Source organism: Pseudomonas sp. NBRC 111132 (assembly GCF_001320565.1).
GTDB lineage: Bacteria > Pseudomonadota > Gammaproteobacteria > Pseudomonadales > Pseudomonadaceae > Aquipseudomonas > Aquipseudomonas putida_P.
Genome location: NZ_BCBI01000020.1, coordinates 20,648 through 46,280 on the forward strand (window position 1 = coordinate 20,648; position 25,633 = coordinate 46,280).

Sequence of the window (25,633 nt, forward strand, 5' to 3'; positions counted from 1 at the left end):
CGCAAAAAAGCTGAAAAGTTACCTTCGACCAAAGGCGGATTATCGCTGTTTTGGTAACAAAGATTCGCAGGAATCTGCGCTTATCGCCAGTGCTGTCGCCCCCTAGAATTGCCCGGCCCCTTCACCTCTTCCTCGGGAAATCGCAGCTGTGCCGCGTCGCATCATCAGAACGCTCAATGCGTTCAGTGCCTGTGCCCTTGCCCTCACCTTGAGTGGCTGTATCGGAACCTGGGGCATCGCCCCGCAAAGCAAGACGCTGCAAGCCAATACCTTGACCACCGACGCGGCCATACGCGAAGCCGCGACCGACGCCCATTGGCCTGATCAGCAGTGGTGGCACGCCTATGGCGACCCGCAGCTGGACCGCTGGATTGCCCTGGCCGTGGCCGGCAGCCCAAGCCTGGCCATGGCCGCGGCGCGGGTGCGCGAAGCCAAGGCCATGGCTGGCGTGGTCGAGTCGGCGGAAAAGCTCCAGGCCAACGGCCAGGCCACGCTCAAGCGCCACAACTGGCCTGAAGACCAGTTCTATGGCCCTGGCGCGCTGTCGGGCGCCAACACCTGGGACAACAACGCTGCCATTGGCTTCAGCTACGCCCTCGACCTGTGGGGGCGCGAGCGCAACGCCAGTGAGCAGGCCGTGGACCAGGCGCACATGAGCGTGGCCGAAGCCCGCCAGGCGCAACTGGAGCTGCAGAACAACGTGGTGCGCGCCTACATCCAACTGAGCCTGCACTTTGCCCAGCGCGATATCGTCAAGGCCGAACTGGAGCAGCAGGAGCAGATCCTGGCGCTGGCCAAGCGTCGCCTGGATGCCGGCATCGGCACTCACTTCGAAGTCAGTCAGGCCGAAGCGCCGCTGCCGGAAACCCACCGTCAGCTCGACAGCCTCGACGAAGAAATTGCCCTGACCCGCAACCAGCTGGCGGCGTTGGCTGGCAAAGGCCCGGGGGAGGGCGCACAGTTGCAGCGCCCGACCCTGGCCCTGGCCGCGCCGCTGAAGCTGCCCTCGAACCTGCCTGCCGAACTGGTCGGCCAGCGCCCCGATGTGGTCGCCAGCCGCTGGCAGGTGGCCGCTCAAGCGCGTGGCATCGATGTTGCCCATGCCGGCTTCTTCCCCAACGTCGACCTGGTCGGCAGCCTGGGCTTCATGGCTACCGGTGGTGGCCCGCTGGAGTTCCTGACCGGGCGCAAGTTCAACTACAACGTCGGCCCGGCGATCAGCTTGCCGATCTTCGACGGTGGCCGCCTGCGTTCGGAACTGGGCGTGGCCTCGGCGGGGTATGACGTAGCGGTGGCGCGCTACAACCAGACCGTGATTGGTGCGCTGAAGAACATTTCCGACCAGTTGATCCGCCGCGAGTCGATGAAAGAGCAGTCGCACTTCGCGGCCGAGTCCGTCGCCGCAGCTCAGAAAACCTACGACATCGCCATGGTCGCCTTCCAGCGCGGCCTTACCGACTACCTGAACGTGCTCAATGCGCAGACATTGCTGTTCCGCCAGCAGCAGGTGCAGCAACAGGTGCAGGCCGCCCGCCTGGTCGCCCATGCCGAGCTGGTCACCGCCCTGGGCGGCGGCCTGCAGGCCGGCCAGGATGTGCCGAAGGAGGAACGCCAGGCTGCGCCGAAAACCCCGGCTACCCTGGCCATTTTCGACAAGAAGCCGGATAACGCCGAATGAGCACTTCCAGTTTGCCCGTGCGCTGGCTGCAAAGCCTGGAATGGCGCCGGGGCTTCTTTGCCTGGGCACGCACCGACGGCGTGACCTGGGTGTACATCTTCAAGGTGCTGGCCGCCGCGTTCATCACGTTGTGGCTGGCCATGCGCCTTGAGCTGCCGCAACCACGCACGGCCATGATCACCGTGTTCATCGTCATGCAGCCGCAAAGCGGGCATGTGTTCGCCAAAAGCTTCTACCGGGTGCTCGGCACCCTGGCCGGCTCGGCGATGATGGTGGCGTTGATCGCCATCTTCCCGCAGAACACCGAGCTGTTCCTGCCCAGCCTGGCGCTGTGGGTGGGCCTGTGCTCGGCCGGTGCCATGCGCTACCGCACCTTCCGCGCCTATGGCTTCGTGCTGGCCGGTTACACCGCCGCGATGATCGGCCTGCCGGTGCTGCAGCACCCTGAGCAGGCGTTCATGGCAGCCGTATGGCGGGTGCTGGAGATTGCCCTGGGGATTCTGGTGTCGACCTTCGTCAGTGCCGCAATCCTGCCGCAGTCGGCCAGCGCCGCGATGCGTAACGCCCTGTACCAGCGCTTTGGCGTGTTCGCCGGGGTGGTGGTCGAGGCCCTGCGTGGCGATAGCCAAAAGGACCGTTTCGAGAGCAGCAACGTGCGTTTCGTGGCAGAGGCCGTAGGCCTTGAAAGCTTGCGCAATGTCACCGCCTTCGAAGACCCGCACATGCGCCGGCGCAGTGGTCGGCTGGTGCGGATGAACAGTGAGTTCATGGCCATCACCACGCGCTTCAACGCCCTGCACCGCTTGCTGGAGCGGCTGCGTGCCCGTGGCCCACTGCAGATCGTCAGTGCCATCGAGCCGGGCCTGAATACCTTGGTGGAGCTGCTGCAGCCCTACGTGGGGCGGGCGTTGACCGACGCCGATGCGCTGCGCCTGACCCTGGAGCTGGCCGCCTACAAGGAAGGCCTGCAGGCCCAGGTGCGCGGCTTGCGGGCCGAATACCTGGCGACCGACCCCAGTGAATCCGACTTGCTCGACTTTCACACTGCGTTCGAACTGCTGTATCGCTTCGTCGACGAGATGTTCAGCTACGCCGAAACCCATGCCTCGCTGGCCGCGCACACGCACCAGCGCGAGCAGTGGGACGAGCCCTACGTGGCGCAGACCAGCTGGCTGGTGTCGCTGGCCGCCGGTGTGCGTGCCTCGGCGGTGCTGTTGCTGCTGGGTAGCTACTGGCTACTCAGTGACTGGCCCAGCGGCGCCATGATGACCCTGATCGCCACCGTCACCGTGGGCCTTTCGGCGGCGTCGCCGAACCCCAAGCGCATGTCGTTCCAGATGGCCTGCGGCACGGCCATCGGTGCTTTTGTCGGGTTCTTCGAAACGTTCTTCGTGTTCCCCTGGATCGACGGTTTCCCGCTGCTGTGCATGGTGCTGGCACCCGTGTTCGTGTTGGGCGCGTTTCTGTCGTCGCGCCCGGCCTATGCCGGCTACGGCATCGGCTTGCTGGTGTTTTTCGCGATTGGCTCGGTGCCGAACAACCTCACCGTGTATGACCCCTACACCTTCATCAACGACTACATCGGCATGGTGATCGGCATGTTCGTCTGTGCCGCCGCCGGGGCGATCATCCTGCCGCCCAACAGCCGCTGGTTGTGGAACCGGCTGGAACAGGAGCTGCGCGAGCAGGTGCTGTTCGCCATCAGTGGTCGCCTGCGCGGCATCGGCACGGCGTTCGAAAGCCGCACCCGCGACCTGTTGCACCAGGCCTATGGCCTGGCGGCGGGCAAGCCGCAGGTGCAGAGCCAGTTGATGGGCTGGATGTTCACCGTGCTGGAAATCGGCCACGCCGTGATCGAGTTGCGCAAGGAGCAGGCCCGTGCGCCGGTGCACCCGGCCTACGCCGAGTCGCAGCCGTGGCGCCAGGCGATTCGCGTCATGGGCCGTGCCCTGGCGCGGTTGTTCCTGCAGCCAAGCGCCAGCAACCACGAGCGTGCATTGGTGGCCGTGGACCATGCCATCGCCCGCGTGCAGGCCACCGACGAGCCGTTCGCCCGGCACTTCGACACCTCGGTGCTGCGCCGTGCGCAAAGCTACCTGCACTTCATCCGTTCTTCCCTGCTGGACCCACAGTCGCCACTGGCACCGGCGAAAGGATTGCACCATGCCCCGTGAAATCGCCTTCCATGGCGTGTACATGCCCACCATGACCTTGATGTTCCTGTTCGCCCTGGGCCTGGCCTGGGGCCTGGACCGGTTCATCGCCAGCCATGATGGCTACCGTTTCTTCTGGCACCCGGCGCTGCTGCGCCTGAGCCTGTTCGTCTGCCTGTTCGGCGCCATGGCGCTTACTGTCTACTGGTGAGAAACCTTCGATGAAAAAGTTCTTCAGCCTGATCGCCACCCTGCTGGTGCTGGTCGCTGCCGTGGCCATCGGTCGCCAGTTGTGGTTGCACTACATGACCACACCATGGACCCGCGACGGCCGCGTGCGTGCCGACATCATCAACGTCGCCGCCGACGTGCCCGGCTACGTGGTGGACGTACCGGTCAAGGACAACCAGCGGGTGAAGAAGGGCGACCTGCTGATCCAGATCGACCCCGAGCACTACCAGTTGGCGGTCGACCAGGCCAAGGCGCTGGTCGCCTCGCGCAAGGCCACCTGGGAAATGCGCAAGGTCAACGCCAAGCGCCGGGCCGACATGGACAACCTGGTGATCTCCAAGGAAAACCGCGACGATGCCAGCAACATTGCCAACGCTGCCCAAGCCGATTACCAGCAAGCCCTTGCTGAACTGGCCGCAGCCGAACTGAACCTCAAGCGCACGCACATCGTGGCCACGGTGGATGGCTATGTGACCAACCTGAACATCCACAAGGGCGACTATGCGCGTACCGGTGAGGCGGTGATGGCGGTGGTCGATGAGAACTCGTTCTGGGTGTACGGCTTCTTCGAGGAGACCAAGCTGCCGCACGTGAAGGTGGGTGACCAGGCCGAGCTGCAGATGATGAGCGGCGAGCGCATCAAGGGGCATGTGGAGAGCATCGCCCGTGGCATCTACGACCGCGACAACCCGCAAAGCCGCGAGCTGATTGCCGATGTGAACCCTACGTTCAACTGGGTGCGGCTGGCGCAGCGGGTGCCGGTGCGTATTCACATCGATGAAGTGCCGGAAGGGTTTTTGCTGGCGGCGGGGACGACTTGTACGGTGGTGGTGAAGCCGAGTTCGCCTTGAGAGATTTGTAGTCAGGAACATCGAGCGCCGCCCGCGCGGCGCTCGATCTCAAAGGCGCTGTAAAAATCATGGCGAGCACCTGCATGCCCAAATGAAGCTCAGAGCCAAGCGTCCAATCTTCTGTGATTTCTACCCCGCCGCCCCCACCAACACTGGCACCTTCACCTGGTCAATCACCTTCGCGCTGATGGAAGGGTCGAGCAACCGTCCCAGCCGCGACAGGTGACGGTGGCCCATGATGATCAGCTCGCAATTGAGTTCGTGCGCCTTAGTCACGATCACATCGACCGGCTGCCCAGCCACCATGCAACCCCGGCTGGCAAAGCCGGCTTGCTGCAGTTCGCGCACGGCCTCGGTCACGGCGTGGTCGGCATGCTGCTGTTCCTCGCAGGCGGCGGGGTATTCCTCCAGCTCTTCGGTGGTGTAGGGCGCTGGTTGTTCATGCACGGCGAAGGTGGAGTCGATGGCCAGCAGCACGTGCAATTCGTGCTCGCCAGGGCGGCAGTAGCGGCGGGCGAGGGCCAGCAGGGCACTGGAAGCCGGGGAGGCGTCGATGGCGATCAGGACGGAGCTGGGCATGTAGGATCCTTGGCAATGGCTGGCGGGTGTATCTGCAGGATCGGCCCTTTCGCGGGCACGCCCGCGAAGAGGCCGATCCTGCCAATGCTCTATTTAAGGCCGAACACGGTCAGTGAATAAATGCCCCACAACGCACGAGCGCATTGCGTCTGGTGCAATCGAGCAACCTGTTACCATCGCCATTCCCACAGCTGTAACGGAAAACGGCCATGCAACTCCCGGACATGAACCTGCTCGTCGCCCTCGATGTCCTGCTCGACGAGGGCAGCGTGGTCGGCGCAGCTCAGCGAATGAACCTGAGCCCGGCGGCCATGAGCCGGACACTGGGGCGCATTCGCGAAGCCATGGGCGACCCGATCCTGGTGCGTGCCGGTCGTGGCCTGGTGCCGACGCCGCGCGCATTGGCCCTGCGCGAACAGGTGCATGGGCTGGTGGAGCAAGCCGGGCAGGTGTTCCGCAGCCGCGACGATGTAGACCTGGTGAACCTGGACCGTGCCTTCAACATACGCACCAATGACCTGTTCATCGCCCTGTACGGCGCCCAATTGCTGAGCATGATGCTGGCCCAGGCGCCGCGTACCGTGTTGCGGTTCGTCCCGGAGGGCAGCGGTGACGATGATGCGGTGCTGCGCAACGGGCATATCGACCTGATCATCAGCTCGGCCGTTGAACTCGGCCCGGAAATCAAGGTGCAGAGCCTGTTCAGCACCTACTTCGTGGGCCTGGCACGTGTGGGGCACCCGATATTCGACGCCCCCATCACCCCTGAGCGTTTTGCCGCCTACCCGCAGATCAGCGTATCGCGGCGCGGCCGGGCCAATGGGCCGATCGATGTGGCGTTGGCCAACCACAAAGTGGAGCGGCGGGTGGCGCTGATCACCACCAGCTTCCACTCGGCGATGTTCTCGCTGCCGGATTCGGACTTGATCTTGCCGATACCCGCCAACATCCTCAACAGTGTGCAGCGGCTGAAACTGCCATTGCGCTCGTTCGAGATCCCGGTGCCGTTGGAGAAGGTCAATGTGAAGCAGGCATGGCACCCGCGTTTCGACAACGACCCTGCGCACCGTTGGTTGCGCCAGACGTTGAAAGCCTGTGGCCGCATTGACCCGTGATGATTGTATCGATTGCGTCTGACGCAATATAAAACTGCCAACAAGTCAGTTTTCGTCAGCATTCGACCTTCTTAAACTTGCTCCAGCCCTGAAATTGTTGCTGGAGATGTATTCCCATGAGTTCCCTGACCGCGCCCCCTGCGGCGCTGGCCGCCGCCCCCGCGCCGGCCGCGCCTGCGCAGACGGCGTTTGGCCTGCAGGTGGTAGTGGGGCTGTTCGGTGTGTTGCTGGCCGTGCTGTGCGCAGGCCTAAACGAGTCGGTTACCAAGATTTCCCTCGCCGATATCCGCGGTGCCATGGGCATCGGTGCTGACGAAGGTGCCTGGCTGCTGGCGGTGTACAGCGCCGCCTCGGTCTCTGCCATGGCCTTTGCGCCGTGGCTGGCCACCACCTTCTCGCTGCGGCGCTTCACCATGAGCGCCATCGGCCTGTTCGCCGTGCTCGGCTTGCTGCAACCGTTCGCCCCCAACCTGCACAGCCTGATGCTGCTGCGCGTGCTGCAGGGCTTTGCTTCGGGGGCCTTGCCACCGATGCTGATGAGTGTGGCCCTGCGCTTCCTGCCACCGGGCATCAAGGTCTACGGCCTGGCCTGCTATGCCCTGACTGCCACCTTCGGCCCCAACCTTGGCACGCCGTTGGCGGGGCTGTGGACCGAGTATGTCGGTTGGCAATGGGCGTTCTGGCAGATCATTCTGCCCTCGCTGCTGGCCATCGTCTGCGTCGGCTGGGGCCTGCCGCAGGACCCGCTGCGCCTGGAACGTTTCAAGCAGTTCGACTGGCGTGGCGTGCTGCTCGGCCTCCCCGCCATCAGTTGCATCGTACTGGGCCTGTCGCTGGGCGACCGCTGGGGCTGGTTCGATTCGCCGCTGATCTGCTGGCTGCTGGGCGGTGGCTTGGTGTTGCTGGTGCTGTTCATGTTCAACGAGTGGTCCGAACCGCTGCCGTTCTTCCAGTTGCGCATGTTGCAGCGGCGCAACCTGAGTTTCGCGCTGGTGACACTGGCCGGTGTGCTGATCGTGCTCTCGGGCGTGGGCAGCATTCCTTCGGCCTACCTGGCGCAGATCCAAGGCTACCGCCCGGCGCAGACCAGCCCGCTGATGATGCTGGTGGCCATGCCTCAACTGATCGCCCTGCCGCTGACGGCGGCACTGTGCAACATCCGTGCAGTGGACTGCCGCTGGGTGCTGGGTATCGGCCTGGCGATGCTGGCGGTGTCCTGTGTCGGCAGCAGCCTGCTGACCAGTGAATGGATCCGTGGCGACTTCTACCCGTTCTACCTGCTGCAGGTGTTCGGCCAGCCGATGGCCGTGCTGCCGTTGCTGATGCTGTCCACCAATGGCATGACTCCGCAGGAAGGCCCGTTCGCCTCCAGCTGGTTCAACACCGTGAAGGGCTTGGCCGCCGTGATTGCCGGTGGCCTGCTGGACGCCCTTGGCACCCTGCGCCGGCACTTCCATTCCAACCACCTGGTGGACAGCCTGGGCAACGCCCCGCTGGTCGACGACAGCGCTGCAGGCCTGGCCAAGCGCATCCACGACCAGGCGTTGGTCCTGACCTCGGCCGACCTGTACCTCGTCATGGCCTGCATTGCCGTGGCCTTGATCTGCCTGATTCCTTTCGTGCCTACCCGGGTCTATCCGCCGCGTGCGGTGGCCTGAACCCTGGATGAATTCGAGAACCGCTGAAATGACCAACAACCGCAAAACCCTGTTCATCGGCTCGGTGCTGGCCGTGGCCGTCCTGGCTGGCATCGTCGGCCCCTGGATGTTGGGCAGTGACCACCGCCAGAGCACCAATGACGCCTATGTGATCGCCGACTACACCGTGGTCGCGCCCAAAGTCGCCGGTTTCATCAAGGACGTGCTGGTGGAAGACAACCAGCAGGTCACCGCAGGCCAGTTGCTGGCGACCATCGATGCCCGTGACTACCAGGCCGCGCTGGATGCCGCGCAGGCGCAGTTGCTGGTAGCCCAGGCGCAAAGCGCCGATGCCCGTGCCACCCTGGAGCGCCAGGCGGCGCTTATTGCCCAGGCCGAGGCTGCTGTCAAAGCGGCCCAGGCCGAAGCGGCGTTCGCCGACCATGAAGTCAACCGTTACAGCCGCCTGGCCGAGCAGGGCGCCGGTACCGTGCAGAACGCCCAACAGGCGCGCAGCGGTGTCGACCAGGCCCGTGCTCGCCTGGCCAATGCCCAGGCGGCGCTGGTGGCGGCGCGCAAGCAAGTGGACATTCTCACCGCTCAGGTGGCCAGCGCCGATGGCCAGCTCAAACGTGCCGAAGCGGGGCTGGAAAAGGCTCAGCTCGACCTGTCCTACACCCGCATCACTGCACCGGTGGACGGTATGGTCGGCGAGCGTGCCCTGCGCGTCGGCGCCTACGTCAACCCAGGCGCCCGCCTGCTGTCGGTGGTGCCGTTGCAACAGGCCTATGTGGTCGGCAATTTCCAGGAAACCCAGCTGACCCACGTGCAACCGGGCCAGCCGGTGAGCATCAGCGTCGATACCTTCTCCGGCGAAAAGCTGCACGGCCATGTAGAAAGTATCGCTCCCGCCACCGGCGTCACCTTCGCTGCCGTGAAACCGGACAACGCCACCGGCAACTTCACCAAGGTGGTGCAGCGCATCCCGGTGAAAATCGTCTTCGATGACGGGCAGCCGCTGCTCAGCCGCCTACGTGTGGGCATGTCGGTGGAAGCGACCATCGACACCCGTGGTGACAAGCTGGACGGCAAAGAGGTAAGTGCACGATGAAATCGGCATTTCGCTTGAGCCCTTTATTGCTGGCCGTACTGATGGCCGGCTGCACCATGGGCCCGGACTTTCTGCGCCCCGACAGCCAGGTACCGCAACAGTGGGCGCCGCTGCAGGGTGAGGCAGCGGCCAGCCAGCCGCAGGCCGAACCGCTGGAGTTGCGCTGGTGGGAATCCTTTCACGATGCCCAGCTCAGCGCCTTGATCCAGCGCGTCGCCGAACGCAACCTCGACCTGCAGATGGCCAGCGCACGGTTGCTGCAAAGCCGTGCCCTGCGCAGCACCGTGGCCGCCGACGAAATGCCGTCGGTGGACGCCAACGCCGGCTACAGCCGCGCGCGTAACAGCGCCGAAGGCCTCAGCGACCCGTCCGGCAAAGCGGGTAAAGCGGCGTACAACCTCTGGCAAGGCGACCTGGTGGCAGGTTGGGAGTTGGACCTTTGGGGCCGCGTACGACGCCAGGTCGAGGCTGCCGATGCCAGCGTCGAAGTGGCTGAGAACGACCGCCGTGGGGTGCTGCTTGCCCTGCTGTCGGAAACCGCCGGCAACTACATCCAGCTGCGCGCGGTGCAGCACACCCTGGATGTGACGCAGGACAACCTCAAGGTTGCCCGGCACAGCCTGAAGCTGTCCGAAGACCGCCAGGCCGAAGGCGTTGCCACGCGCCTGGATGTGGCCCAGGCCAGCGCTCAGGTCGCGTCGATCGAGTCGCGACTGCCCAGCCTGGAAGCCCGCCGTGATGACCTGATCAACGCCCTCAGCCTGCTCGCTGCCGAACCGCCACGCAGTTTGCAGGCCGAATTGCTGCAGGGCGGCGAGCTGCCCGCGCCGCAGCAGAAGTTTGCCATTGGCTTGCCGTCCGAACTGGCCGAGCGCCGCCCGGACATCCGCCAGGCCGAGGCCCGCCTGCATGCCGCCACCGCCAGCATCGGTGTGGCCAAGGCAGATTTCTACCCGAGCATCCGGCTGTCGGGCAGTGTCGGTTTCCAGGCCATGCAGCTGTCTGATTTTGGTGGCTGGGATTCGCGTCGGTTTGCTTTCGGGCCTCAGCTGTCGCTGCCGATCTTCGAGGGTGGCCGGCTCAAGGGCACCCTGGAACTGCGCGAGGCGCAGCAGCAAGAGGCCGCGCTGAACTACCGCAAGGTGGTGCTGGGGGCCTGGCATGAAATTGACGATGTGCTACGCCTGTACAACGCCAGCCAGTTGCGCCGCGACCATTTGGCCGAGGCCGTGCGGCAGAACCGCATCGCCCTGGAAACCGCCCAGCGCCAGTATGTGGAAGGGGCGGTGGACTTTCTCAATGTGCTGACAGTGCAAGGGGCATTGCTGGCCAGCGAGAAGCAGTGGATCGACAGCTCGGCGGCGGTGTCGCAGGCCTTGGTGGGTTTGTACAAGGCTTTGGGCGGTGGCTGGCAGGCGTTTGATGAGCAGCCAGCGAACAAAGCCTAGAAAGCGGGGCCGCTGTGCGGCCCATCGCGACACAAGGCCGCTCCTACAGGAGACCGCGACTGCCTGTAGGAGCGGCCTTGTGTCGCGATGGGCTGCAAAGCAGCCCCAGGGCATCCGAAAACTCAGAGCGGCCGCAGCAGCCCAAAGCGCTTGCGTAACGCCCAGTCCAGCAACCGCCGTGGCAGCAACCGGGCCATCAGCGGCAGCGCGGTACTGCCATTGCCCAACCGCACCACCCCCGGTACCGGCGACTTGCCGACTGCCGCCAACACCCCCCGGGCAAACACCGCCGCCGAAGTCGGCCTGTCCTGCGAAGCCCGCGCCCGTGCCTGCACATGCTCGCGCAGCGGCCACCACGGTGAATCCGCCGCCAGCACCTGCTCGGCCTGGCGCTGGGCATGGCTGGCGAACTGCGTGGCAATTGCCCCAGGCTGCACTTCCATTACCTGCACACCGAACGGCGCCAGCTCCAGGCGCAAGGCATCGCTCAGCGCATGCACGGCGGCTTTCGAGGCGCAGTAGGCACCGGCGAATGGCGTGACCAGCACACCGGAGACGCTGCCGATGTTCACCACCAGGCCCCGTGAGCGGCGTAGCAGCGGGAACAGCGCACGGGTAACGCCGACTACGGCGAAGACGTTGGTTTCGAACTGCTGGCGCAGGGCATCCACGCCGCCATCGAGCAACGGGCCCATGGCGCCGTAGCCGGCGTTGTTGATCAGGATGTCGAGGCTTTCCAGTTCGTCGGCCAGGCGGACCAGCGCCTCGCCGTCGTTCACATCCAACTGCCGGGCGGTGTAGCCGGCGGCGCTCAGTTGCTCGACATCTTCAGGCTTGCGGGCAGTGGCCCAGACGTGGTGGCCGGCATCGCGAAAAGCGTCGGCCAAGGCGCGGCCGATGCCGCTGGAACAACCTGTGATCAGGACAGTGGGCATGGGAGAGGCCTTCGATTAATTGGCGAATGTACCTTGCAGGTGCTCGGCACGAAATTCCAGGGTCTGTGGCCGGTACCCGGAGCGCAGCGGCGGCACCGGCAGGCAATCTTTCCACTCGGCTCCCGGCTGCAACTCACCCGGTCCACGGTAACGAGGGGCGTTGTAGGTATTCTCGGCCAGGTTCACGGTATCGCCCGGCGCATACGCCGCTACCCGCCAACGAAGTTCGGTGAGCGGGGCCTTGTTGCCGTTTTTCATGCGTACCTGCAGGGCGCGGTCGGCAGGGCACTGCTCGGGAGCGTAGCTCAGGCGCAGGTCCAGGCGGGCCAATTGCGAGGCTTCGCGGTTTTCCTGCCAGGCAACGAACAGGGCTACCAGGCCCAGGCCACACACGGCGGCCAGCGAAATCGGCAAGGCCTTGGCCGGGTAGCGCAACAGCAGCACCAGCCAGGTGAGGATGAGGAAGGCACCGATGATCATTGGGCTTGAAGACCTTGGTTGCGCGGGGTCTGACCATCGTAGCCTGAAATGGGGGAGGGCTCAAAAGCGCGAGGGCTTCGCCCTCGTGTCGAGAAAGGGCCGCAAAGCGGCCCCAGGGGTTTACTTACTGCGCAATCGTCTTGACCGAAACACCTCGCTCCACCGGCGTCGATGTCCGGCCATACACATCCTCGAAGCGCTCGATGTCATCCTCGCCCAAATAACTGCCGGACTGCACTTCGATGATCTCCAGCGGGATCTTGCCTGGGTTGCGCAGGCGGTGCACCGATGCGATCGGGATGTAGGTCGACTGGTTTTCGGTCAGCAGGAACACGTTCTCGTCGCAGGTGACCTCGGCGGTGCCGGACACCACGATCCAGTGCTCGGCGCGGTGGTGGTGCATCTGCAGCGACAGGCTGGCACCCGGCTTGACGGTGATGTGCTTGACCTGGAAGCGGCCACCCATGTCCACCGAGTCGTACGAGCCCCACGGGCGATACACTTCCAGGTGGTTCTGGGTTTCAGTGCGACCCTGTTCGTCGAGGGTCTTGACCATCTGCTTGACGCCCTGGACCTTGTCCTTGTGGGCAATCATCATGGCGTCCTTGGTTTCGACCACCACGATGTTTTCCAGGCCGATCACCGACACCAGCTTGCCGTTGCCGTGGATCATGCAATTGCGGCTGTCCTGCACCACCACGTCGCCCTTGGTGACGTTGCCGTTGTCGTCCTTCTCGTGCACTTCCCACAGCGATGACCAGCAGCCCACGTCGCTCCAGCCGGCCGACATCGGCACTACGCAGGCGCGCTGGGTTTTTTCCATCACCGCGTAGTCGATGGAGTTGTCCGGGCAGCAGGCGAAGGTGGCTTCGTCGATGCTCAGCACATCGCCGGCTTCCTCGCTGCGCTCCAGCGCCAGCACGCAGGTGTCGTAGATGTCGCCGTCGTGCTTTTTCAGCTCTTCGAGGAAGCGGCTGGCGCGGAACAGGAACATGCCGCTGTTCCAGAAGTAGCCACCGGCCTGGACGAACTCGGCGGCGCGTTTCTCATCGGGTTTCTCGACAAACTGGGCCACGCGTGCCACGCCTTCGGGCAGCAGGGCATCCTGGCTGGAGCGGATGTAGCCGTAGCCGGTTTCCGGCTTGGTCGCCGGTACGCCGAACAGCACCATCTCGCCACGCTCGGCGGCGATGGTGGCCAGGGCCAGGGCGCGCTGCAGGGCCTTCTGGTCGTCGATCACGTGGTCGGCTGGCAGTACCAGCATCAGCTCGTCGCGGCCTTCGTTGACCAGTTTCATGGCGGCCATGGCCACGGCCGGCGCGGTGTTACGGCCGAACGGCTCCATCAGGATGCCTTGGGTTTCCAGCTTCAGCGCAGCCAGCTGTTCCTGGACGATGAACTTGTGGTCCTTGTTGCAGACCACGATCGGTGTGTCCATGCCTTCGAACGCCAGGCGCTCGATGGTTTGCTGGAACAGGGTGTGTTCGCCGGTCAGGGCCAGGAACTGTTTTGGGAACTGCTTGCGCGACAGAGGCCACAGACGCGAACCGCTACCACCAGAAAGAATTACCGGGATCATCATGTTTCTCCAATAGTCGTTAAAGGCAGGGGGATCAGTTGCTAGCCACGGGGCGAGTTACCCACACCGGCGACAAGGTGTTGCCGGAACCCGTTACATACAGCACGGCGGCTTCGCCGCGCTCCAGGGCGACGGGTTTCACGTCACCCACTTTCTTGTCACCTTGGTACAGCGCCAGGTTGACCTTGACCGGGTTGATTTCGCGTTCGCCCCGGCCGTTTGCGGCCACCGGCTTGACCACTTCGGTCTTGCCGTCGGCGGTTTTCAGGGTCAGCTGCTGGTCGCTCAGGTTCTGCACGCGCACCAGGGCTTTCTGCTTGTTCTTGAACGGTGGTTCTTCGATCAACTGCGGGTTGCCGCTGCTGCTGTTGACCAGGGTGTAGTACTTGTCCGAGGCCAGCTTGACCGGCACGCTCTTGCCGCCGACCTGGGCTGTGTAGTCGCCGCCTGGCAGGAAGCTGAAGTCGCTGCTGGCCTGGGCGCCAACCTGCTTGATCTGGGTGTTGCCGACCGAGGCGGCGGCCGGTGCGCTGGCCGCGTTGTACAGGCGCACGAAGGTCGAGCCTTTCGGCGCGCTCGGGCCATACAGCGCGGCATCCGCGCCGGCGAAGGCCTGCATGGAAGCAAGGGACAGGCCGGCCGCGAGGGTGAGGGCTTTGGCAATGGAAGTCTTGGTAGTCATGTGCGTTTCCTCTCTATCGATCAGTGGCGCGTCTGGTTGGACGACAAGGCCAGGTTTTCTTCGGTTTTACGGGTGTTCTTCAGCTGCGCGATCCACTGCGGATCGAAACTGCTGAGGTCGTTTTTCATGGGCAGATAACGCTCGGGGAATTCCCACACCACCACTTGCGGTGCGGTGTTTTTAAAGGCATCGCTTTGCAGGTACTTGAGCATTGGCAGCAGCGGGCCATGGCCGTCTTCTGCGTAGTTGGCGACGTCGCTGTTCAGGGCCTGCTGCAGGGCACCAAGGAAGTTCCAGTGCGGGTTGGCGCTGTAGCTGGTACCCACCAGCGCAACCGGAATCTGCTTATCGGCGAACAGTGCGTCCCCCGCGTCACCCTCGGCATCGACCGGGCGGGTGGTGCGCTGCTGCAGGTTGTCCGGGGCCGGCAACAGGTTGCTGAACAAAGGGTCCAGTGGCAGGAAGTTGGTCAGGTCGCCTTTGTAGGGCGCGGTGCTGCCAGCTTCGGTGACGAAGGTTTGCGGGTCACCGTTGAGCAGGTTCTGCCGGCTTACCGCCTCGGCCAGCGTCTGGGCGGCGACTTCGGCGCCCATTGGTGTCCAGTGGGTGTCGGTGCGCAGGAATACCTGGCCGCGAGCCTTGGCTTGTTCCATGGCCGCTTGCAGGTCTGGGGCGAACACGTTGGCCTGGCGTACCTGGGCGTGGAACTGGTTGTACAGGTCATCGTGCAGGCTGGCCGGTTGCTCTTTGCCCAGGTATTCCGAATAGAGGCGCGCCTTGGCCGGGATGATCGCCAGCACCAGCTGGCTACCGTGCTGCTGCAAGGTGTCGCGCACGCCACGGATCAGCGCCAGGTTTTCCTGCATCAGTTGTTCGGCACCGGCGGTGGGCTTGAACTCTTCGTCGCTGAACAACCACTGGTCGCGGCCCAGCACCACACCGGGGCGGCCCTCGTTGAACAGCTTGAAGTCCATGGCCGCCCAAAGGTTCGTGCCCAGGCGCTTGATCGGGAACTCGTCGTCGTAGTGGGTCTCGGCGGCCTTGGCCAGCTTGCCGTTGAGCAGTGTCATCTGCTCGGTGCGCTGAAAGCTTTGCAGACCACCGGTGGACCACACGCCCATGCCCACGAGCAAGCCAAGAAACGACAGGGAATAAGTGATGCGTAATGTGCGGTTCATGTCATCGGCCTCAGAACTGGAAGTACAGGAACGGCGAGTAGCTCTGCGCCGAAAGCTTGAGGATCGAGGCGACGAACAGCAGCAGAATCAGGGCGCGGGTCATCACCCGGGTCCAGTCCAGGCCGATCGAGCCATCGCTGTTCACCTGCACCGGGGTTGCCTTGGGCGTCGGTTTGGCATTGCGGTAGAAGTCGCGTAGGCCGAAGAACGCCAGGGTGAGGTAGGCGATGACCAGGGTCGCCACCTGCAGGCCGGTCAGCTGGGCACTGTTGAGTTCCGACAGCTGCCAGTCGCCGAAGCTGAACATGGCGCCGTACATGCGGCCGGCCACGTGCAGGTTCTCGGCGCGGAAGATCACCCAGCCGACCACCACCAGCAGGAAGGTGAAGGCCCATTTGACCGGGTTGAAGCGCTGCGGGTTGGTGTCGATGCCCAGCGCGCGTTCGATGGCCAGCCACATGCCGTGCCAGGCGCCCCAGATGATGTAAGTGAAGTTGGCACCGTGCCACAGGCCGCCCAGCAGCATGGTCAGGAACAGGTTGCGGTAGGTGTTGAAGGTGCCTTTGCGGTTACCGCCCAGGGTGATGTACAGGTAGTCGCGCAGCCAGGTCGACAGGCTGATGTGCCAGCGCCGCCAGAACTCGGTGATCGATTGGCTGATGTATGGCTGCTTGAAGTTCTCCATGAAGCGGAAGCCCATCATCAGGCCCAGGCCGATGGCCATGTCGCTGTAGCCGCTGAAGTCGAAGTACAGCTGTGCGGTGTACGCCAGCGCGCCCAACCAGGCATCGCCCGTGGTCGGGTTTTGCAGGGCGAAGCAGTGGTCGGCGACCACGGCCAGGGTGTCGGCGATGAACACTTTCTTGATGAAGCCCTGCATGAAGCGGGTGCAGCCTTCGGAAAACTTGTCCAGGGTGTGGGTGCGGTTGTTGAATTGCTCGACCAGGTCCTTGAAGCGCAGCACGGGGCCTGCGATCAGGTGCGGGAAGATGGCCACGAACGCGGCGAAGTCGATCAGGTTGCGAGTAGCCGGGGTGTCGCCACGGTAGACGTCGATGATGTAACTGATCGACTCGAAGATGTAGAACGAGATACCGATCGGCAGCAGCACGTGGGTGAGGATGAACGGCTCAAGGCCGAACGAGGCCATGATCGCGTTGAGGCTGTCGACGCCGAAGTTGGCGTACTTGAAGTAGCCGAGAATCGCCAGGTCGACACCCACGCCAAGCAGCAGCCAGCGCTGGGCGGGCTTGGTGCGCACACCGGCGGCACCCACTTTGAGGCCGATCCAGTAATTCCACAGGGTGACCCCGGCGAACAGGGCCAGGAAGTCCACCCGCCACCAGGCATAGAAGATGTAGCTGGCGATCAGCAGCAGCAGGTTGCGATAACGTTGCCCGCTCAGGTAGTACAGGCCGAGGAAGATCGGCAAGAACAGGAACAGGAACACGTTGGACGAGAAGACCATCCCGGTTCTCCTAATTTGTTCACAGCATCCAGGGCAAAGCGCCCCCCAAACCCCCCAGCAAAAAGCTGGAGGAAACCGTTGTCACTTCATTCCTGATGGGCCGCAAAGCGGCCCTAACCCAGGCGACATCTATTTCTTGCTCTCTGCGTTCGGGTCGTAGACCCGGGTCAGGTCGCCGCCCAGCCGGAAGCTGTTGAACGGCTGCATGCCGTGCTTGCGCTGCAGGGTGTCGCCGACGCAGTGGTACAGTTCGCACCAGGGTTCGAGCCAGGCATACTTGCTGTCGACCTTGAGGTCCTTCATGTCCTGCTTCTCGCCGGTGCGGGCCTTGAACTGGCTCGGGTCGCGGGCACCGGCCAGTACGCCTTCACCCAGACGCTGCAGGGCGAAGTTGTTCTCTTTGCGCAGGTCCACGCCATTGGCCTGGGCAAAGCTGGCAATCATCGCCAGTGGCGGCAGGGCATAGTTGTGGTAGGCCAGTGCGCGCTGCTTGCGCTTGATTTCGTTGGGCAGAAAGCCCTGGTCATCCACCTGGTTGGCGCCCACCTTGTATTCCTTCACGGCCCAGTCGAACAGGTCGCGACGGTCGGTGGCGACAGCGGTCGCCATGACCGACCAGGCCGCCCAGTAGCTGTGGTTGTTGATCTTCTCCAGCGGCAGGTCGCTCCAGTCGCGCACGGTCTGTTCAGCCAGGCGGGCGAACCATTTTTCGATGACTTCGGCTTCAGCCTGGTGCGCGGCCAGCGGCTGCGAGTGGGAGAACTTCAGGCGCAGCCACGAGCCGCTCATGCTGCCCAGTGCCCATTTGCGCATCGACTTGCCGGTGTGGTTGTAGTCGGTGGACAGCAATGCGTCGGCGCGCGCCCAAGTGCCCAGCCAGGCCAAGGTGCAATCGAGCTGCGCCGGGCGGCCATCGCGCATGTACTGGCCAACCATCTTGCTTACGCCTTTCTCAAGCGTGGTGATGTCTTCGGTCGACTTGCGGAAGGCCTTTTCCGAGGCAACATTGAGCGTTGCCCGCGCCTTGTCAGAGCCTTCGTATTTGCTGCGAAACTGCAACGCGCCGGTGTACGGCTTGGGCGCCGCTTCGCAGCGGAAATTGCCGTCGCCGGTCTTGAGCTTTTCGATCCCCTCGTAGTAACCCTGCGGGGGTACCAGCGCAGCGTGCGCGGCACCGCCAAACAGGGCCAAAGCGAGCAGGGCGGGGCTGGAAATTCGCTTCAATAGGGTCATGGATCGCCTCACTGGCCGGCCTGCGCGGTCTGCGCAGGCACGGCGAAGTTGTTGCGTTTGCAGAGCTTGGCCTCGACCTTCTGGGTGCCGCTTTCCGGCCCCTGTACCTCGAACGCCAGCAGGCCCTGGCTGGCCCAGTCTTCGTCTTCACGCATTTGGAAGACGAAGCGGCCGTCGGTGTCGGAGGTTTCCGGTTTTTCCAGCTTGATGTCCTCGTGGCGGCCGTTGAGGTACCAGAGGGTGGCTTGCAACACCTTCACCGACGGGTCTTCGAACTTCACGTCCATCTGCAGGTTGCGGTTGATCAAGTCTTTGATCACGCCGCCCTTGCCGTTGACCATCAGCTCGTTCTTGCCGGGCTTGAGGGTGGTGCTGGCGCTCATCAGGGCAGGGCGGTCGTCGCAGCCGTCATCGAGCAGGCCAAGGATTTGCCGCCAGATGGTTTCCTGGTCCAGGCGGTACAGCGGGGAGAACTCCCACACCAGGATCTTCGGCGGGTGCTTCTGGAATTCCTCGCTGCCCAGGTACTGGATCATCGAGCCCTCCAGGCCACCGCCAGGGAAGGCAACGTTGAGCACGTCGGCGCCGATGTATTGCTCGAGGAAGCCCGAGAAGTTGTAGTTCTTGCCACTGTGGCTGGTGCCGACCAGGGTGATCTGCGCGTTGCCGCCGTCACCGAACAGGTCGTCGCCGCCGCTCGAACCTTTCGGCTCGGTGGCGAACTGGTCCATGTACTGCACCGCGTAGCTGGTGCCGCACAGCTGGCCGGCTACGTTATGCAGCGTGCCGGTCTTGCCCATGCGCCCGGACTTCTTGGTCTCGAATTCCTTGCGCGGTATGCCTTCGAAGGCCGGCATCTTGTGCACGGTGTCGGCCACGATTTTTGCCGCGCGCTCGGCGCCATAGGGCGTCCAGTGCTGGTCGCCACGGAAGTAGAAGTCCTTGCCCTGGTCGGCGGCGGCCAGTTGCTCGTTGGTCAGCGGCGACAGGTCGGGCACGTTGTAGCCCATGCTGGCGAAGCGCTTGAGCATGGCCTGGTAGTTGCCCAGGGCCTTTGGGTAGTCGAAGGCGGCTTTCTCGGCCGGGTTAAGCATGTTGCGGTTCACCAGGCCACGGGTTGGCTGGTACACCACCACCAGTTCCACGCCACGCTTCTTGAACGCGTCGTGCACTTGTTGCAGGCGCTTGTAGCCGGCCGGGGTGGTGGTGAACTCGGTGCGCAGGTCTTCGCGGGTACGGAACAGCCAGTCACCCTTGGCCTGCACCAGCGTGGTGAAGTTCTGCTGGTAGCGGGTGGTGTAGCGGCTGGCATCGTGCGCTTCGGGGCACAGCTGGCAGCAGGGCTCGGCGCTGAAGGTCGGGGCCTTGACGTCTTCGGCGCGCACGCCCTGGCTGATCGCCAGAAGGGCGGCGGACAGGCCCAGCAGTTTCATCAGGTGTGGAGTCATGGTCTGGGCTTCCTTAATCGATCATTTCGGTCTGGCGTTCGACCGGGTCGATCAGCACAGCCTTCTGCTGGCGTACCAGCAGGTCGAGGATTTCGTCCTGGCGCTCGCCCAGCACGCCATTGAGGCTGATGCCGCTGGCCTTGCGTGGGGCGAGCATGGACACCTTGTACAGTTCGACCGACAGCGGCGAGTCGATCGACAGCGGGCCGGAGCCGTTGGCCGCCAGCTCGCCACCCACCACGATCAGCGACACCTTGGTGTCGAACGGGTCGAGGGCAATATCGCGGTCGGTGTCGGACAGGTCCTTGATGTGGCCGTACACGCCGACCAGGCCGTTGGCCATGGCGACGTTTTCGTACAGACGGATGTTCACGCTGTTGCGCACGCGGATGCCGTGGCGGCGGTTGTTGATCAGCTTGTTGCCCCAGATCAGGTTGTCGCCACTTTCGTACAGGGTGATGCCGTCGGTGTGGTTGCGGTAAATCTCGTTGTAGGCCACCAGGTTGTTGACGCTGTTACGGTCGATCACTACGCCCGAGAGCTTGTTGTCGTAGCTCTTGTTGTTGATGATCCAGCTGTCGTTGACCTCACGCGAAACGATGATGCCGTGCTTCTTCTTGGTGCCGTACACCGTGTTGCCGGCGATGATCAGGCGGTGCGAGCGGTCGTGCGGGTCGATGCCGTAGACGATGTTGTCGCGGTAGGTGCTGTCCTTGACCACGAAATCCTGGGTTTCGTAGCAATAGAAGCCGTACCACATGTCGCTGAATTCCGAGCCGATGATCCAGCCGGTGGGTTCCGGGCGGCCCATGCGCTTGGCCATGTTCGGCGTGTACTGCGAAATGCTCACGCCATACGACTTGGACTTGGCGTAGCCGAAGCTGGCCATCCTGGTGTTGACGATGTAGGTCTCGGTGCCGCCCCACGACAGCAGGAACGGGCGGAATTCCTTGGGCGAGCGGAAGGTGGCCGGGCCATTGTCCTTTTCCCGCCAGCCGGTCACCTGGGTGTCGGTGACGAACAGTTTGCCGTCGTTGACCAGGAACGAACCGCCCTCCTGGGACAGGCGCAGCTGCTTGACCTTGCCGTCGATCTCGAGGATGCCCTTTTGCCCGACCACGATCGGCAGGCGCGCCAGGTACACACCGGGCTCGACTTCGCTGAGGTACTGTTTGGGCACCTTCTTGCTCAGCTCGACCAGGTCGACATGGCCGTCATCGACGAAGATCGCCTGCGGAATGCCGTGCTGGCGCTGCACCCACTCGGCTGCCTTGTTGTCGCCGCCGACGAACTCCTTGAGGGTGTCCTCCTGGAACATGCGGCGCAGGCTGACCTTGCCTTTGTGGCTACGGTCGATCTTCTTCTGCACCGCCTCGGCGGTGAAACCGGTCAAGTCGGGCAGCTTTGGCGGGTCCATCTGCAGCGGTTCGATCGGTGCGCTGGCCACTGTGTAGGTCTTGGCCTGCTGCAGCTCCTTGGCGATCACCTGGGGTTCTGCGGCAGCGGCCAGGCCGCTGGCCAGCAGCAAGGCGCTGGCCAACAGGCTGTGACGTAAGTGCGGGTGAAGGTTCATAACGGTCAGTCCCCTACCGGCCTCAGAAGCGCCAGATCACATCGACGAAGGCGCGGTGCATGTACGAGTCCGCTTCCTTGCCGTAGGCATCGCCCGGCTTGAATACACCGGCACGCAGGCGCACCAGAGCGGACGGCTCGTCGATGGCCTGGCTCATCGATGCCGGCAGCAGGCCTTGCTTGAAGTACTTGGTCACGACCACGTCCATTTCCTGGCCAAGGTCTTTTTCGCCGTCGACCAGCGGGCGGTTCACGCCGTTGTCGTTGACCACCGCGTTGATGCCGCTGGAGCCGATGTTCTGGTTACCGTCGACCCGCCAGAATTTGTGGTAAATCAGGCTGGCGTCGTAGTCGTCGCGCAGCTGCCAGGAGGCGAACAGGGTGGCTGCCTGCAAGTTGCCCAGCTCGCCACGGAAAGCTTCGCCGAAGCGGTGCACGCGCGAGCGGGTGCCGGTGAAGTTGGAGCGGTTGCTCTCAAGGCCGGTCTGCTCGAAGTTGTTCGAGCCGTCGTCGCCACCACCGCCGCTGCCACGGGCGTAGGCCGCACCGACCTGCCATTGCGGGTCCAGGCGCAGGCGAATGCCAAGGTCGGTGGCCCATGCATTGACGTCGCCGCTCTGCTTGCCGGTGGCAACCTGATCGTTGCCGACGGCCTGGCTGCTGAGGGTGTCGCGGTCACCGGTCAGCCAGGTGACGCTACCCCAGTAGTTGACGGTGTGGTCATTGCGCCAGTTGTAGGCGTCGCTGTTGGCTTCCAGGCCCAGCCAGGTCAAGTCGCCAGTGCGGGTCTTGTCCAGCGCGTCGACGGTTTCGCCGGGGTTTTTCAGGCTGCCGCTGTCGTGCGTATGGTGTGCCCGCACGCCAACCCAATGGCCAGGCGTCCACTGCGTGGCGACGTTGCCGTAGATGTGGGTGCGGTCCTTGTCTTCCGGGGCCAGTTCGGTGAGGTCAGTGCGGTACTCGCTGAAGCGCTGGGCCACGCCCAGGTCGGCCTTGAGCAGGGTGGTGTCGAAGGTCCAGTTCAATGCTTCGATGTTGGTGTCGCGCCACATGCCATCGTCGCTGCGCAGGCGCTGGCGGCCGAAGCGCAGTTGCTCGCCGGGGTAGGCGGTGAGGCCGCTGTAGCCGACCCAGAACTCGCGCATGGCCAGGTAGCTTTTGTCCGGCTGGCGGCTATCGTCGCCGGTTTCGGTGCTGGTGCCGTCGTCGTTCTGGCGCAGGGTGTCGGTTTCGATGGTGTCGGTGGCGGCGACGGCCTGGCCCATGGCATAGGCACTCCAGTTACCGCGCTCGCCGTACACCCAAGGGCGCAGGTCCAGGCCCAGGCCGTTGACGTCTCCGCCAGGGCGGGTGCCCAGGTCGCGGTCGTCTTCCGACTGGCCGGTGATTTTCACGTCCAGGCCAAAATTCTTTTCAGCGGTCATTTCCGCCAGGGTCGGGCAGGACCACAGCAGGGCGAAGCTCAGGCCGATGCCGGCTTTCACGAAGGGATTGAGCGTCATAGCGAGTCCTCACCGTCTACTTCTTTTTCGTCGTCTTGCAGGGCTTCGAGGGCCAGGGTGCTGTTCGCGCCCTGCGCCATGCTGCCGCGTGCGCGCTTTTCCTGGCCCAACAGTTGCTGGGCCTGGCTGCGCTGGTCAGGCGTGAGTTGCTGGTCGAGTTGCTGCAGCAGTTCGCTCGATTGCGGCGTCGGGTTGGCCTGCGACAGCTGGGCGAACACCCAGGCGTTGCCCGGTTGCGGGCGGATGCCGTGGCCTTCGCTGAACAGCTGGGCCAGGGCATAGTCGGCGCTGTTCTGCCCACCACGGGCGGCGGCCAGCAGGTGATCGACGGCTTTCTGCGGCTCGACATTGCCCAGGTAGCCACGGCGGTACAGCTGGCCCAGGTAGTAATGGGCGCTGATTTCGCCAGCGTCGGCGGCGGCTTGCAGGTGCTGCTCGGCTTTTTTCGCGTCGGCTGGCAGGGTTTTGCCTTCGTAGTACAGGCGGCCCAGCAACAGTTCGGCGCGTGGTTGTTCGGCCTCGCGGCCCTTGTCGATGTAAGCCATTAGCTGGTCGGTATCGCCCAGTTCGGGGAAGTCGTACAGCAGTTGCGCCAGGCTGACCCAGGATGCCGGGTTGGCGGGGGCCACCTGCTCAAGCAGGTCCTTGGCGGTTTTCTCGTCGGTCTGGCCAAGGCTGCGGTCGGCCAGCACCCGGGCAACACTGTCGACCCGAGTGGCCGGCACCGCGCCACGGGCGTAGGCGGACTTCAACTGGGCGAGCAGGGCGGCTTGCTGGTCGGCCTGGCCACGCTTCTGGTACACGGTGGCCAGTTCGACGTAGCAGATGTCGGTGCTGTTCAGGGCGGCCTTGCAGATCTTCTCCACGTCGCCCAGGTGCTGGTCGTAGGTGCCCTGGGTGCGGTACAGCAGCACTTGGGCCAGGCCCGCTTCCGGGTTGCCGGCGGCGCGCCATTGGTCGATCTGCTGCTGCGCATTGACCTTGGGGAAGCTCTGCGGGTAGCTGAGGTAGAGCATTGCCAGCGGAATCAGGGTATTGCTTTCGCCCTGCTTCGCAGCCTGCTTGAGCAGGGTTTCGGCTTCTTCGCGTTCGGCCTGGGTGCTGTCGGGCTTGGCCACCAGCAGGCGGCCAAGGCGCGCCTGGGCACGGGGCGAAGTGGCCGCCGCTGCGCGGTAGGTGGCCTCGGCTTCCTTGATTTGCGATGGGTCGCGCGTGGCCACCTTGATGTCTGCCAGGCCTACTTGTGCTTCGCTGTAGCCCAGGTCGGCCAGGGCCTTGTAGTTGCGCTCGGCCAAAGCCGTGTCGCCGCGCTTCATGGCTTCGTTGGCCAGGCGCTGGTCAGGCAGGCCGGCACAGCCGGCCAGGGTAATGGCCAGGGCGAGTGTGCACCATGCGAATGGGCGAGCGCTGCGCGCTCGATCGCGACGCAAGGCCGCTCCTACAGGTTGAGTGCCAGGCGACAGATGGGAGAACGACTCGGACCCTGTAGGAGCGGCCTTGTGTCGCGATCGAGGGCAAAGCCCTCGCAACGGCGGCATGCTAGTCATCGCAAGTTCCTCTTACAGCCCACGGGCCACTGCTTTGTCGATCAGCCAGTTCATAGACGGGCCACGGTCGCTGTTGACCGAAGCCGGGCGGCCGGCCAGTTCGGCGGGCATTCCAGTGTCAGGCTTGATCTGCACGCGGATGTCGGAGGACAGGTCTTCGCTGTTGAGGCTGGTGCTGCTGACGATCTGGCCGGTGCGCACTTCGTCTTCGCCGGCGACCTGGAAGTTGACCCGGGTACCCGGCTTGACCTCGTCGAACTGGCGGTAGCTGAAGCGGGCCTCGACCATCGGCGTGGTGGTGCGCGGGATCAGCTGGAAGATCGCCTGGCCTTTGGCTGCGTACTGGCCATCGTCCACCAACTGGCGGGCGACCACGCAATCGCAGGGGCTGGTGAGGGTGCCGGACAGCTGCTTGCCGAACAGCTCCTCGATCTTCGCCGGCTCCAGCTGTGCGTCTTCAAGGTTGCCCTTGAGCATGTCCAGCATGCTGGTGGTGAAGCTGGCCAGTGGCGCGCCCTTGGCGATCTGCCCGCCACTTTCGACCAGGCTGCTCACAGTGCCGTCGCGCGGCATGGTGACGGTGGTGGTCGGTACCGCGACCACACCCGCTTCGGCATGGCTGACGAAGTACATGCCGTACAGCGACTTGGCGACGAAGCCAAAAGCTGCAACGCCGACCACGAACACGCCGAGGGTGACGGTAACGGCCTTGAGCCGGCCGAAGGCGCTCAGGCCCGAACCTCCGTCCTTCTGCTTGCGCGCCTTGGTGAAGTTGTCGCGCTGCAGGGTACTGAGCACGTCGCCGATGCTGATCAGCTCACCGGACAGGTGGCTGGTGATGATGTGCCGCAGCGTGGCGATGTCGCGTGGTTCAAGGTTCTGGAACTGCGCGCCGGTACGGCCATTGTCCGGGTTGTACGAGCGCACCTGGAACTCGATGTCGATCGACAGGCCCAGGTTGTCGACCACGAACTGCAGGCGCCCGCGCAGTACATCGCCTACCGTCAGCTGCTGCTTGGTGTGGAAGCTCAGGCCACCGGCGGAAAGGTCGTCGACCTTCACTTCGTGGGTCTGGCGCTGGGCGTCCAGGAAGCGCAGCTTGGCGGGAATGCGTACCCGGGCGTGTTGGCGCTGGGCTTCGGACTCATGCACGACATTGACGTTCACGGCGGTATTCATGGTGGTTTGTTCCTGTTAGATCCGATC

Annotated in this window: 21 protein-coding genes; 8 read left to right on the forward strand and 13 right to left on the reverse strand. The window is 64.1% G+C overall.

All coding sequences use genetic code 11. The features are described 5' to 3' along the window. The first annotated feature begins 148 nt into the window (after positions 1–148). Genes APH35_RS11810 through APH35_RS11825 form a run of 4 tightly spaced genes read left to right on the forward strand, consistent with a single transcriptional unit; the run spans position 149 to position 4,913 of the window. Positions 149–1,678: an efflux transporter outer membrane subunit gene (locus tag APH35_RS11810; protein ID WP_012274121.1), complete on the forward strand. Its 1,530-nt coding sequence runs from the start codon at positions 149–151 to the stop codon at positions 1,676–1,678. Beyond that, positions 1,675–3,852 (forward strand): FUSC family protein, encoded by a 2,178-nt coding sequence (locus APH35_RS11815; protein ID WP_060514840.1) that lies wholly within the window; start codon positions 1,675–1,677, stop codon positions 3,850–3,852. The genes APH35_RS11810 and APH35_RS11815 overlap by 4 nt, the downstream gene beginning before the upstream one ends. After that, complete coding sequence (locus tag APH35_RS11820) at positions 3,842–4,042, forward strand: DUF1656 domain-containing protein (protein WP_009685040.1); 201 nt, start codon at positions 3,842–3,844, stop codon at positions 4,040–4,042. The genes APH35_RS11815 and APH35_RS11820 overlap by 11 nt, the downstream gene beginning before the upstream one ends. Positions 4,043–4,052: 10 nt before the next feature. Beyond that, entirely contained in the window at positions 4,053–4,913 is an 861-nt protein-coding gene (locus APH35_RS11825) for an efflux RND transporter periplasmic adaptor subunit (RefSeq protein WP_012274119.1), read from the forward strand. Positions 4,914–5,042: 129 nt separating this feature from the next. Here APH35_RS11825 and APH35_RS11830 read toward each other — a convergent pair whose 3' ends face one another. Then, a complete protein-coding gene (locus tag APH35_RS11830) occupies positions 5,043–5,492 on the reverse strand; it encodes a universal stress protein (protein WP_012274118.1) in 450 nt (149 codons plus the stop codon). Positions 5,493–5,701: 209 nt separating this feature from the next. Here APH35_RS11830 and APH35_RS11835 point away from each other — a divergent pair, with 209 nt between their 5' ends. The 4 genes from APH35_RS11835 to APH35_RS11850 all read left to right on the forward strand — a co-directional run bounded on the left by APH35_RS11835 (position 5,702) and on the right by APH35_RS11850 (position 10,803). After that, positions 5,702–6,607, forward strand: a complete 906-nt coding sequence (locus APH35_RS11835; RefSeq protein ID WP_012274117.1) for a LysR family transcriptional regulator — start codon at positions 5,702–5,704, stop codon at positions 6,605–6,607. Between the two features lie 116 nt (positions 6,608–6,723). Further along, positions 6,724–8,265: an MFS transporter gene (locus tag APH35_RS11840; protein ID WP_060514841.1), complete on the forward strand. Its 1,542-nt coding sequence runs from the start codon at positions 6,724–6,726 to the stop codon at positions 8,263–8,265. Between the two features lie 28 nt (positions 8,266–8,293). Then, a complete protein-coding gene (locus APH35_RS11845; protein WP_012274115.1) occupies positions 8,294–9,355 on the forward strand; it encodes an HlyD family secretion protein in 1,062 nt (353 codons plus the stop codon). After that, positions 9,352–10,803 carry an efflux transporter outer membrane subunit gene (locus APH35_RS11850; RefSeq protein ID WP_060514842.1) on the forward strand — a complete coding sequence of 484 codons (1,452 nt, stop codon included), beginning with the start codon at positions 9,352–9,354 and terminating at the stop codon, positions 10,801–10,803. Before APH35_RS11845 ends, APH35_RS11850 begins: the two co-directional genes overlap by 4 nt. 122 nt (positions 10,804–10,925) lie before the next feature. On the opposite strand, the gene APH35_RS11855 is transcribed toward APH35_RS11850, so the two are convergent. From APH35_RS11855 to APH35_RS11910, 12 genes are all read right to left on the reverse strand, one after another. Continuing rightward, entirely contained in the window at positions 10,926–11,738 is an 813-nt protein-coding gene (locus APH35_RS11855) for an SDR family oxidoreductase (RefSeq protein WP_060514843.1), read from the reverse strand. Between the two features lie 15 nt (positions 11,739–11,753). Further along, the gene (locus tag APH35_RS11860) at positions 11,754–12,218 is read right to left on the reverse strand and encodes a hypothetical protein (protein WP_012274112.1); all 465 of its coding nucleotides are present in this window, start codon (positions 12,216–12,218) and stop codon (positions 11,754–11,756) included. Positions 12,219–12,342: 124 nt separating this feature from the next. Continuing rightward, positions 12,343–13,797: a mannose-1-phosphate guanylyltransferase/mannose-6-phosphate isomerase gene (locus APH35_RS11865; protein WP_060514844.1), complete on the reverse strand. Its 1,455-nt coding sequence runs from the start codon at positions 13,795–13,797 to the stop codon at positions 12,343–12,345. A 34-nt stretch (positions 13,798–13,831) separates the two neighbouring features. Then, entirely contained in the window at positions 13,832–14,479 is a 648-nt protein-coding gene (locus APH35_RS11870) for an alginate O-acetyltransferase AlgF (RefSeq protein WP_060514845.1), read from the reverse strand. Positions 14,480–14,499: 20 nt separating this feature from the next. Beyond that, positions 14,500–15,657, reverse strand: a complete 1,158-nt coding sequence (locus APH35_RS11875) for an alginate O-acetyltransferase (protein WP_060514846.1) — start codon at positions 15,655–15,657, stop codon at positions 14,500–14,502. Positions 15,658–15,667: 10 nt separating this feature from the next. Next, positions 15,668–17,125, reverse strand: coding sequence for an MBOAT family O-acyltransferase (locus APH35_RS11880; protein ID WP_012274108.1), 1,458 nt, complete (start codon positions 17,123–17,125; stop codon positions 15,668–15,670). 129 nt (positions 17,126–17,254) lie between these two features. Beyond that, the gene (locus APH35_RS11885; RefSeq protein ID WP_012274107.1) at positions 17,255–18,358 is read right to left on the reverse strand and encodes a mannuronate-specific alginate lyase; all 1,104 of its coding nucleotides are present in this window, start codon (positions 18,356–18,358) and stop codon (positions 17,255–17,257) included. Positions 18,359–18,366: 8 nt separating this feature from the next. After that, a complete protein-coding gene (locus APH35_RS11890) occupies positions 18,367–19,806 on the reverse strand; it encodes an alginate O-acetyltransferase (RefSeq protein WP_012274106.1) in 1,440 nt (479 codons plus the stop codon). A 13-nt stretch (positions 19,807–19,819) separates the two neighbouring features. After that, positions 19,820–21,379: a mannuronan 5-epimerase AlgG gene (algG, locus tag APH35_RS11895; protein WP_012274105.1), complete on the reverse strand. Its 1,560-nt coding sequence runs from the start codon at positions 21,377–21,379 to the stop codon at positions 19,820–19,822. Positions 21,380–21,401: 22 nt separating this feature from the next. Then, complete coding sequence (locus APH35_RS11900) at positions 21,402–22,880, reverse strand: alginate export family protein (RefSeq protein WP_012274104.1); 1,479 nt, start codon at positions 22,878–22,880, stop codon at positions 21,402–21,404. Further along, on the reverse strand, positions 22,877–24,427 hold the full coding sequence (gene algK / locus APH35_RS11905; protein WP_012274103.1) for an alginate biosynthesis TPR repeat lipoprotein AlgK: 1,551 nt from the start codon (positions 24,425–24,427) through the stop codon (positions 22,877–22,879). The genes APH35_RS11900 and algK overlap by 4 nt, the downstream gene beginning before the upstream one ends. A 12-nt stretch (positions 24,428–24,439) precedes the next feature. Continuing rightward, positions 24,440–25,606 carry an alginate biosynthesis protein Alg44 gene (locus APH35_RS11910; RefSeq protein ID WP_012274102.1) on the reverse strand — a complete coding sequence of 389 codons (1,167 nt, stop codon included), beginning with the start codon at positions 25,604–25,606 and terminating at the stop codon, positions 24,440–24,442. Positions 25,607–25,633 lie beyond the last annotated feature (27 nt).

Excerpts from the sequence above, each read along its gene's own strand:
- algK (WP_012274103.1), bottom strand. The coding sequence starts at position 24,427 with ATGACTAGCATGCCGCCGTTGCGAGGGCTTTGCCCTCGATCGCGACAC.
- APH35_RS11845 (WP_012274115.1), top strand. The coding sequence starts at position 8,294 with ATGACCAACAACCGCAAAACCCTGTTCATCGGCTCGGTGCTGGCCGTG.
- APH35_RS11885 (WP_012274107.1), bottom strand. The coding sequence starts at position 18,358 with ATGACCCTATTGAAGCGAATTTCCAGCCCCGCCCTGCTCGCTTTGGCC.
- APH35_RS11815 (WP_060514840.1), top strand. The coding sequence starts at position 1,675 with ATGAGCACTTCCAGTTTGCCCGTGCGCTGGCTGCAAAGCCTGGAATGG.
- APH35_RS11910 (WP_012274102.1), bottom strand. The coding sequence starts at position 25,606 with ATGAATACCGCCGTGAACGTCAATGTCGTGCATGAGTCCGAAGCCCAG.
- APH35_RS11825 (WP_012274119.1), top strand. The coding sequence starts at position 4,053 with ATGAAAAAGTTCTTCAGCCTGATCGCCACCCTGCTGGTGCTGGTCGCT.
- APH35_RS11890 (WP_012274106.1), bottom strand. The coding sequence starts at position 19,806 with ATGACTCCACACCTGATGAAACTGCTGGGCCTGTCCGCCGCCCTTCTG.
- APH35_RS11830 (WP_012274118.1), bottom strand. The coding sequence starts at position 5,492 with ATGCCCAGCTCCGTCCTGATCGCCATCGACGCCTCCCCGGCTTCCAGT.
- APH35_RS11875 (WP_060514846.1), bottom strand. The coding sequence starts at position 15,657 with ATGAACCGCACATTACGCATCACTTATTCCCTGTCGTTTCTTGGCTTG.
- APH35_RS11870 (WP_060514845.1), bottom strand. The coding sequence starts at position 14,479 with ATGACTACCAAGACTTCCATTGCCAAAGCCCTCACCCTCGCGGCCGGC.
- APH35_RS11865 (WP_060514844.1), bottom strand. The coding sequence starts at position 13,797 with ATGATCCCGGTAATTCTTTCTGGTGGTAGCGGTTCGCGTCTGTGGCCT.
- algG (WP_012274105.1), bottom strand. The coding sequence starts at position 21,379 with ATGAACCTTCACCCGCACTTACGTCACAGCCTGTTGGCCAGCGCCTTG.
- APH35_RS11900 (WP_012274104.1), bottom strand. The coding sequence starts at position 22,880 with ATGACGCTCAATCCCTTCGTGAAAGCCGGCATCGGCCTGAGCTTCGCC.
- APH35_RS11855 (WP_060514843.1), bottom strand. The coding sequence starts at position 11,738 with ATGCCCACTGTCCTGATCACAGGTTGTTCCAGCGGCATCGGCCGCGCC.
- APH35_RS11860 (WP_012274112.1), bottom strand. The coding sequence starts at position 12,218 with ATGATCATCGGTGCCTTCCTCATCCTCACCTGGCTGGTGCTGCTGTTG.
- APH35_RS11840 (WP_060514841.1), top strand. The coding sequence starts at position 6,724 with ATGAGTTCCCTGACCGCGCCCCCTGCGGCGCTGGCCGCCGCCCCCGCG.
- APH35_RS11880 (WP_012274108.1), bottom strand. The coding sequence starts at position 17,125 with ATGGTCTTCTCGTCCAACGTGTTCCTGTTCCTGTTCTTGCCGATCTTC.
- APH35_RS11850 (WP_060514842.1), top strand. The coding sequence starts at position 9,352 with ATGAAATCGGCATTTCGCTTGAGCCCTTTATTGCTGGCCGTACTGATG.
- APH35_RS11835 (WP_012274117.1), top strand. The coding sequence starts at position 5,702 with ATGCAACTCCCGGACATGAACCTGCTCGTCGCCCTCGATGTCCTGCTC.
- APH35_RS11820 (WP_009685040.1), top strand. The coding sequence starts at position 3,842 with ATGCCCCGTGAAATCGCCTTCCATGGCGTGTACATGCCCACCATGACC.